We start from the raw sequence: 8755 nt of genomic DNA, 5'->3' as shown, positions 1-8755 counted from the left end.
GCTGCGGACTGGGACGCGGTAGTGAAGCGCCATGACTGAGTGCCCTAGCTCATGCAGGAGAACGCTCACAAAGAGCATGATTGCCGAGACGGCGCCCAGGACCCAGTACAGAGACGCGGGCCATCCTGGAACGGCAGCCGGGTAGTAGCTGACGGCCAGCGACCATGTCAGCAAGACAAAGATCAAGAACCAAGAGTAATCGAGACCGATAGAGATGCCAAAGATCCGTCCTAAAGGGATCTGATGCCTGGTCATCTTCTCCCCCTGCACCTCTATTTCTCGAGTTGCACTGACCGATTGCCTGCCAGCGAGATCGGAGGCGAGCTACAGAAGCGGACCAACGGACACAACCCACGATGCGGCCAACAGACTAGGTAACATTGGTTGGGATTTGTAGTCTGGCGCCTGCATTCCTTCTTCGGTCGTGAGCGACCACGTGTCGATCTGCTTCGGCAGCGCGAGCCGCCGCGTCAAAGATCAGCTATCCGAGGATGGCTTTATTCGCGACCCCGAGTAGCGCTCCCCCGACCACCAGCCACGCCGAGTTCACGCGGAAACGAAGGAGGAATCCAAATGCGAGGATCGCTATCACCGCCGCCGCACTATCGACAAAGGCGGCACGGCCCAACTGCCAGGTGACCGCAGCCATCAATCCCAGGGCTGCCGCCGTGACGCCGTCCAGGAAGGCCCGAACCGTCGGGGACCGTCGGAGACGGGGAATCAGAGGATACACGAACGCCACGAAGACGAATGACGGCAGGAAGATCCCCAGCGTCGCCAGCACGGCTCCCCGAAGCCCGCCGGTGAGATAGCCAATGAACGTCGCGGTGGTAAACGCGGGACCGGGGGTAAACTGGCCGACCGCAATCGCATCGATCAGTTGCCTGTCGGTCAGCCAGTGGAGATGGACCACGAAGTCACTGCGCAGAAAGGCGAGGAGCACATACCCACTCCCGTACGTCATGGCACCGATTTTCAAGAACGTCAAAAACAGCGTCGACAGCGAGAAAGGAACCCCCAACGCAACCTGGGATCCCACGCCGAGGATCGCGGCGGCCGGGTGAGAGGGTGGGCCACGCCGTGCGCTCCGGACGAGCGCGATCAAGGCGCCTGCACCAAAGAGCAGCGCAATCACATTTCCCCCGACGAGATAGAGAACGATGATCGCGATACTCAACGCGGCGAGCAGCCAATCTTTGAAGGCGCTCTTTGATAATTCCCACAGGGCCTGCGCGATGATGGCGATGATCACAGGCTTGATGCCGTAGAGGACCCACTCTCCCTGGGGCAGGGAACCGAACCGCACATAGGCCCACGCGAAGGCAAGGACCATCACCATCGCCGGCAGGATGAACAGCGCACCGGCCAGAATCAGCCCGGGCCATCCCACCCGAACGTACCCGAGAAAAATCGCCATCTCTGTCGAGCTGGGACCGGGGATCAGGTTCGCGGCTGCGAAGAGATCGAGGAACTCTTGATCGCTCAGCCATCTTCGGCGTTCCACGACCTCCAGACGCATCATGGCGATGTGCGCGGCAGGACCGCCGAAGGCGATACACCCAAGTTTCAGGAACAGCGCGGCGACCTCCCCAAGGGAGCCGGGGGTCCTTCGGGGGGCCGAGTGCGGAGGGTTACGGCTGGAAGGCATCGGGTTCGGTTAAGTGAGGGGTTTCTACGTGGAGGGGAGCCTCCCTTGCACGCTCTTGTGATCGGGGATGCAACGGCGCACGATACAGAAAGGGGAAAGAGCCGCATCATCACGACATTGGGGAGGAGCCATGTCGGATCAACCCATCGATAGCGCCTACATCGGCGCGCTCTGGGAACATCCGACGTTGTGCGTTGCACTTTTTGGGGTGCAGTTCCTGACCGAAGAGGGTCAGCGCCTCTATGAGGAGGCCGGCATCGACCAAGATATGCTTGCGACTCTCGAGGAGGCCCGCGCCGCGGGGTTGCTGCTGCACCGGCTGTTGATGAGCCCGGAGGGACCCGTGCTCATGCAGTACTGGCGCTCGTACGAGGACCTGGATCGCTGGGCCAGGAAACAGCCGCATTCACGGTGGTGGCGCTGGCTCCTCGAGCATACCGGCAAAGGCGTCGGGTTCTACCACGAGATCTATCAGGCGAAGACCGCGGAAGCGATCTACGAACAAGGCACGCGACCGGTCGGCCCGGCCTTCTTCAGTTCGATCCGGCGGGTGAAGGGTGGCGAAGGACACTCACGTGAACGGCAGAGGCAATTCACCGAGACAACAGAACGCCCGACGTGATCTTGCGCGGTGAGCGCGACAAATCTGAAAGAAGAGGGTTCGAGATGGACGACGACAGCTCGATTCGTACGGAACGGCGACCATTGCCGACCGGGCCGCTGGCGCCTGACGAGCTCCGCAGAATCGACGCGTATTGGCGCGCAGCTAACTACCTCTCGGTGGGCCAGATCTTTCTCTACGATAATCCATTGCTCCGTGAACCGCTCCTGCCGGGACATGTGAAACCGCGGTTGCTCGGACATTGGGGCACCACCCCCGGACTCAACTTTATCTATGTGCACTTCAACCGCCTGATCAAGAAGCACGACCTCAACGTCATCTACATTACGGGCCCCGGTCACGGCGGCCCCGGGCTCGTCGCGAACACGTACCTCGAGGGCACCTACAGCGAGCTCTATCCGCAGGTCTCCCAGAACGCCCAAGGCATGAAGCGGCTGTTCACGCAGTTCTCCTTCCCCGGGGGCATCCCGAGTCACGTCGCGCCCGAAACACCCGGATCGATCCACGAAGGTGGCGAACTCGGCTACGCTTTGGCCCACGCCCATGGCGCCGCGTTTGACGATCCGGATCTGCTGGTCTGCTGCGTGGTCGGTGACGGGGAAGCGGAAACCGGGCCACTGGCCACGAGCTGGCACGCCAACAAGTTTCTCAACCCTATTCGCGACGGCGCCGTGTTGCCGATCCTCCACCTGAACGGATACAAGATCGCCAGCGCGACGGTGTTGGGGCGCCTCAGCGACGATGCCCTCACCCACCTGTTCACGGGATATGGCTACCGGCCTTTCTTCGTTGAGGGGGATGACCCGGAAGCGATGCACCAGCTCATGGCGGCCACCCTCGACGGGGTGCTGGCGGACGTGCGGGCCATTCAGCGGGAGGCACGCGCGAGCGGGTTCGACCGCCGTCCGGAGTGGCCCATGATCATTCTGCGGACCCCAAAGGGCTGGACGGGGCCCAAGATGGTCGACGGGAAACCGGTCGAGGGTACGTGGCGGGCGCACCAGGTGCCGCTCCCAGACGTCAAATCCAATCCGGAGCAACTCAAGATCCTCGAAGAGTGGATGAAGAGCTACCATCCCGAGGAACTCTTCGATGCCAACGGCACACTGGTGGCCGAGTTGGCGGCGCTCGCCCCGGCCGGCGACCGGCGGATGGGCGCCAATCCGCGTGCCAATGGCGGCGTGCTGCTGAAGCCCCTCGCGATGCCGGACTTCCGCGCCTACGCGATCGATGTCCCCATGCCGGGTCGGGTGACGGCCGAGGCGACACGGATCCTCGGGACATTTCTCCGCGACGTGATGAAAATGAACCCGAGGAACTTCCGCGTGATGGGGCCCGATGAAACCGCCTCGAATCGGCTCGACGCGCTGTTTGAGGTGACCGACCGGGTCTTCATCGGCCCCATTCTCCCTACCGACGAGCATCTCTCGCCGGACGGGCGAGTCATGGAAGTGCTGAGCGAGCACTTGTGCCAGGGGTGGCTCGAGGGATATCTGCTGACCGGGCGGCACGGGTTCTTCTCGTGCTACGAGGCGTTCATCCACATCGTGGACTCGATGTTCAACCAACACGCCAAGTGGCTCAAGGTGACGCGCGGCATCCCCTGGCGCCGCCCGATCGCTTCATTGAACTACCTCCTGACCTCGCACGTCTGGCGCCAGGATCACAATGGCTTCAGCCACCAGGATCCGGGGTTCATCGATCACGTCCTCAACAAGAAGGCCGACGTGGTCCGAGTGTACCTGCCCCCTGACGCGAACACGCTCCTCTCGGTAGCCGATCACTGCCTTCGCAGCCGCCACTACGTGAACGTGATCGTTGCCGGAAAGCAGCCCGCTCTTCAGTGGCTCGACATGGAGGCGGCGATCCAGCACTGCACGGTCGGGATCGGGATCTGGACCTGGGCCGGCACCGACGAGGGAGAAGAGCCTGACGTCGTCATGGCGTGCGCCGGCGACATTCCAACGCTGGAGACCCTGGCTGCCGTGGATCTGCTGCGCCGGCATTTTCCAGACGTCAAAGTCCGCGTCGTGAACGTGGTCGATCTGATGACGCTCCAACCCTCGACGGAGCACCCGCATGGCCTGTCAGATCGCGACTTCGACTCGATCTTCACCCCCGACAAGCCGATCATCTTCGCCTACCACGGCTATCCGTGGTTGATCCACCGCCTCACGTACCGCCGCACCAATCACGGGAATCTCCACGTGCGCGGCTACAAGGAGGAGGGGACGACGACGACACCGTTCGACATGACGGTGCTGAACGATCTCGACCGGTTTCACCTGGCCGCGGATGCGGTCGACCGGGTGCCGAGACTGGCGCGGGTCGGCGGATACTTCAAACAGTTCGTCCGCAACAAGCTCATCGCCCACAAGCAGTACATCCACGAGCACGGGGACGACATGCCGGAGATCCGCGATTGGAAGTGGTCCTATTCGCCGTAGACGAGCCCGCGCCTAACGGATGATCCCCCTGCGCGTCTTGGCGGTGAACGTCGGTTCCTCGTCCCTGCGGCTCGACCTTTGGGTCCTTCCCGGGGCGGCTCCGGAGACCGTGCTGGAGGCCGTCGGGGTCGGCGGGCCGCATGCGACCGTTTCGATCGGCGGCCACGCCGAAGAGTCGGGCGCGTTCGCGGACCACGCGGCGGCCTTGGACGCGTTGCTGGCCCGCCTCCCGCAGCCGGTGCGCCTGGACCGAATCGGCCACCGGGTCGTGCACGGAGGACCACGCTACCGGGAACCGGTGTGGGTGGACGACCGCGTGCTCGCGGATCTGGAGGCGTTGGCCGGGCTCGTTCCGCTGCACATCCCACCTGCGGTACAGGCGATCCGGCATCTGATGCGGAGGCTCCCGCACATCCCCGAGGCTGCCGTGTTTGATACGGCGTTTCACTCGGGCCTGCCTCCGCAGGCCAGCGAATACGCCGTGCCCGCGGCCTGGCGGACGTGGGGGGTTCGCAGGTACGGATTCCACGGGCTGGCCTGTGCGGATGCGGTATCGCAGTTGGGGCCCCAGTTGCGCGAGCTCGCCGTGCTCCTGCATCTCGGCGCGGGGTGCTCCGCGACGGCGCTCCGCGGCGGGCGGAGCGTCGATACGACGATGGGACTGACCCCGCTCGAGGGACTGGTCATGGGGACGCGATGCGGGGATCTCGATCCCGGGATCCTCACATACCTGCAACGAGCACACGGGCTGTCGGTCGAGCAGATCGATCACGCCCTCAACCACGACTGCGGCCTGCTGGGTCTTTCAGAGGTATCCGGCGACATGCGCACCCTGCTCGACCGGGTCGGGGCCCCCAGGGTCCGATTGGCGATCGACCTCTTCTGTTATCGAGCGGCCAAGGCGGTGGGCGCGATGTCCGTCGCGCTGGGCGGCTGCCATCAAATCATCTTCACGGGCGGGATCGGTGAGCACGCCCCGCCGATCCGGACGCGCATCGTCGGGCAGCTCGAGTTCTTCGGCGTCCGGCTGGACGAGGACGCCAATGCCGCGAATGCGCCGGTCATCTCGCACCCGCACAGCGCGATCACGGTCAACGTGGTGCGGATCGATGAAGGCCGCCAGATCGCTTTCGAGACCGCACGACTGGCGGGGTGCGGATAGGCGCTACAATGTTTTGGTGACTTTTCGCAGCCCTCGCGGGCGGTCGGGGTTGATTCCCTTGATTCGGGAAAGGTAATAGGCGAGCAGCTGAATCGCGACGCCGTAGACAGGCGGGGCGATGGCATCGGCGGCCCGTCCCGGGATCTGGATGGGGACACGGGCCAGCCTCAAGATCTGCCGTTCTGAGGAGAGGATGATCGTCTCCGCCCGCCGGGTTCGGAGGCGCGTGGCCACGTCCGTGAGGTGCGCCAGTGTGCGACCAGGCGGAGCGATGAGGAACACGGGGAAATCATGCTCGACGAGGGCAATCGGACCGTGCAGCAGATCCGCGGACGACAAGGGGAGGGCGACGACATAACAGGTCTCCATGAACTTGAGAGCCAGTTCCCGCGCTGTGGCGAAGTCGTATCCACGGGCTGCGGCGATGCACGCATGCATATACCGGTACCGCTCGGCGGTGCGGGCGATGTCCGCCTCCCGCGCCAACACCCCGCGCTGCATCTCCGGGATCGCCTCGATCTCGTGACCGAGCCCCCGGTCGCGGGTCCACGCCGCTCCGAGCAGGGCCAGTGCGACCGCTTGATTGAGGTACGTTTTCGTCGCCGCAACGCTCCGCTCGTCCCCGGCATGCGTGATCACCGTTTCGTGTGCGGCCTGTGCAAGGGGGGACCGCGCCGCGTTGGTGATGGCGATCGTGAGGGCGCCGCGCGCTCGCGCAGCCCTGAGGAAGGCGATGATGTCCGTCGATTTCCCCGACTGCGAGATCCCGATCGCGACAGCCTTGCGGACGCGCAGGCGGCCGTTCAACAGCGTGATCACCGACGGAGCCGCAAGCGTGATCGGGACCCCGAGTCGAGCTTCCAAGACATATTTGCCGTAGACGGCTGCATTGTCGGAGCTGCCTCGCGCGGCGATGATGACGACAGCAGGGTTCCATCGCCGGAGGCGGTCGCCGAGCGCCCGAATCTGGGATCCTTCCCGTTCCTGCAACCTCGCGGCAGCCAGGGGAGCTTCACGGATCTCCCGCAGCATGTGCGGGAGACCCGTTGGTGATTGCCGGGCGTTTGACACGGGGGTTAGTTTGCGTCTACGAGGAGATGCTCCTGCCGAAATGCAGCGCCCGAGGGACGGGAATGGTCAAGGAAGGGGTTTGCGATCGTCGGGTCCAACGCCTTGTGGAGAGGACGTGGGGGTGACCGGCACGTGCAGCGCAGGCCCATCTCCTACGGGGTGATCGGGGTATTGGCGGCGGTCGGGCTCGGCCTCGCGGCTTCGGCGACAGCCCAGCGAGCTCCGGTAGCGGTCCGCGCCGCGATCGCGGGGGACGTCGTCGCAACGCAACTCGTACAACCCGGACAAACGGTGAAGCAGGGAGATCCGCTCGTCTTCGTCAAGCCGCCAACCCGAACCGAGCCCGCCCTTGCCGCGGTGGCTCCTGTCGACGGCCGGGTGACCCGGGTCACCGTGCACCCCGGAAGCCATGTGAATATCGGCGATATCGTGGCGGTGATTCAGCCTCAATAGGTGCGAGCGCTAGAACGATTCCACGAGGTCGGTGAGGCGCTGCCGGATCGCCGGCGGAATCGTTGCCGATTCACACGCCCGGCGAACGAGACTCCTCAGCCGTCGTTCAAACTCGGAGAGCGAGAAGCACTCGCGGCATTCCGCCAGATGCTGTGCGATCTCCGCAGACGCACCCGCATCCAGCTCTCTGTCAAGGTATTGCGACAATTCTTGTAGCGCCCGTTCACAGTCCATCGTCTTCCGCTCTCTGCCCATCGAGGGCGCCGCGAGAACCCCATCACCGATTCGTCCGTTATGAACCGGCCTTGCAGCAGAAACATTCCCTGCGCCAGATCGCGAAGTGGAGGTGGTGCGGAACGAGTGAAAGAGCCCATAATAGAGAGGGGGGGCCTCCGTTTGCGCCCGCGCGGACCGCGCGCCGGGAGGCGGCCGGACTATCTTGGGAGGGATGTCGCGATGATCCAACTCTACGTGGCCACCGGCGACGCGATTGCCGTAGTTCGGCGTCAGAATGGGCGGTGGCAGGCTCATCTGAAAATGGAGCGATTGCCGACCCAGTGCGTCGCACTCGATCCCCTGGCCCCGGAGGTGGCGTACTGCGGGACGTTTGGCCAGGGGCTGTGGCGCAGCCGCGACGCGGGGGTCTCCTGGGAGCCGGTGGGGGAGGGGATTCCGCACGGCGAGGTGATGGCGGTCGCCGTGAGCCCCTTGGAGCGCGCCGCCTCGGGCGGGCTGGTCTGGGCGGGGACCGAGCCGAGCGCGTTATTTTGCTCAGAGGATGAAGGTCGTACGTGGAAAGAACGGCCGGCGCTGCGCGGTCTCCCATCGGCCTCGACATGGAGCTTCCCGCCGCGTCCGTGGACCCACCACGTTCGCTGGATCGCCCCCGACCCCGTAGTCCAGGGACGTCTCTTCGTCGCGATCGAGCTCGGCGGCGTCATGCGGACCCTGGATGGCGGGGTGACGTGGGAAGATCGAAAACCCGGTTCGCAGGCCGACGCCCACACCTTGGCCACGCATCCTCTCGCCCCCGGCCGGGTCTATGAGGCCGCGGGGGGAGGGTACGCGGAGAGCCGGACCGGTGGAGCGACCTGGACGAGCGACGACGAAGGGCTGAGTCACTTCTACCTCTGGGGCCTTGCGGTCGATCCTGGGGATCCCGACACGGTCGTGGTGTCGGCGGCGCGCGGTCCGTTCGAGGCGCATCAGTCGGATGGTGCCCGATCGACGGTGTACCGAAGGGGCAGAGGGAGTCGGTGGCAAGAGGCCCGCGATGGCTTGCCTGACCCGCGGGGCCGGCGAGTCATTACGCTGGCCGCTCACGCTGCCGAACCCGGGGTTTTCTACGCCGC

9 protein-coding genes are annotated in these 8755 nt (G+C 64.7%); 5 read left to right on the top strand and 4 right to left on the bottom strand.

The features are described 5' to 3' along the window. Positions 1-255 (bottom strand): site-2 protease family protein (locus VFP86_15495; GenBank protein HET9001043.1); only part of this gene is annotated, 255 nt, incomplete at its 3' end. A 226-nt stretch (positions 256-481) separates the two neighbouring features. Then, entirely contained in the window at positions 482-1648 is a 1167-nt protein-coding gene (chrA, locus tag VFP86_15490) for a chromate efflux transporter (GenBank protein ID HET9001042.1), read from the bottom strand. Positions 1649-1778: 130 nt separating this feature from the next. Here chrA and VFP86_15485 point away from each other — a divergent pair, with 130 nt between their 5' ends. Genes VFP86_15485 through VFP86_15475 form a run of 3 tightly spaced genes read left to right on the top strand, consistent with a single transcriptional unit; the run spans position 1779 to position 5879 of the window. Beyond that, a complete protein-coding gene (locus VFP86_15485) occupies positions 1779-2270 on the top strand; it encodes a phenylacetaldoxime dehydratase family protein (protein ID HET9001041.1) in 492 nt (163 codons plus the stop codon). A 44-nt stretch (positions 2271-2314) separates the two neighbouring features. Beyond that, positions 2315-4717, top strand: coding sequence for a phosphoketolase family protein (locus VFP86_15480; GenBank protein ID HET9001040.1), 2403 nt, complete (start codon positions 2315-2317; stop codon positions 4715-4717). A 19-nt stretch (positions 4718-4736) separates the two neighbouring features. Beyond that, the gene (locus VFP86_15475; GenBank protein HET9001039.1) at positions 4737-5879 is read left to right on the top strand and encodes an acetate/propionate family kinase; all 1143 of its coding nucleotides are present in this window, start codon (positions 4737-4739) and stop codon (positions 5877-5879) included. Between the two features lie 3 nt (positions 5880-5882). On the opposite strand, the gene VFP86_15470 is transcribed toward VFP86_15475, so the two are convergent. Beyond that, entirely contained in the window at positions 5883-6911 is a 1029-nt protein-coding gene (locus VFP86_15470; protein HET9001038.1) for an SIS domain-containing protein, read from the bottom strand. A gap of 171 nt (positions 6912-7082) precedes the next feature. On the opposite strand from VFP86_15470, the gene VFP86_15465 reads away from it, so the two are divergent. Further along, positions 7083-7403: a biotin/lipoyl-binding protein gene (locus tag VFP86_15465; protein HET9001037.1), complete on the top strand. Its 321-nt coding sequence runs from the start codon at positions 7083-7085 to the stop codon at positions 7401-7403. 9 nt (positions 7404-7412) lie between these two features. On the opposite strand, the gene rsrA is transcribed toward VFP86_15465, so the two are convergent. Beyond that, on the bottom strand, positions 7413-7658 hold the full coding sequence (gene rsrA, locus VFP86_15460; GenBank protein ID HET9001036.1) for a mycothiol system anti-sigma-R factor: 246 nt from the start codon (positions 7656-7658) through the stop codon (positions 7413-7415). A gap of 201 nt (positions 7659-7859) precedes the next feature. On the opposite strand from rsrA, the gene VFP86_15455 reads away from it, so the two are divergent. Then, a partial coding sequence (locus VFP86_15455) for a glycosyl hydrolase (GenBank protein ID HET9001035.1) occupies positions 7860-8755 on the top strand: 896 nt, incomplete at its 3' end.

The sequence above is a fragment of the bacterium genome (assembly GCA_035703895.1).
Taxonomy (GTDB): Bacteria; Sysuimicrobiota; Sysuimicrobiia; order Sysuimicrobiales; family Segetimicrobiaceae; genus Segetimicrobium.
Note: the sequence above shows the minus strand (reverse complement) of the source record. Positions and strands in the feature narration are given on the sequence as shown.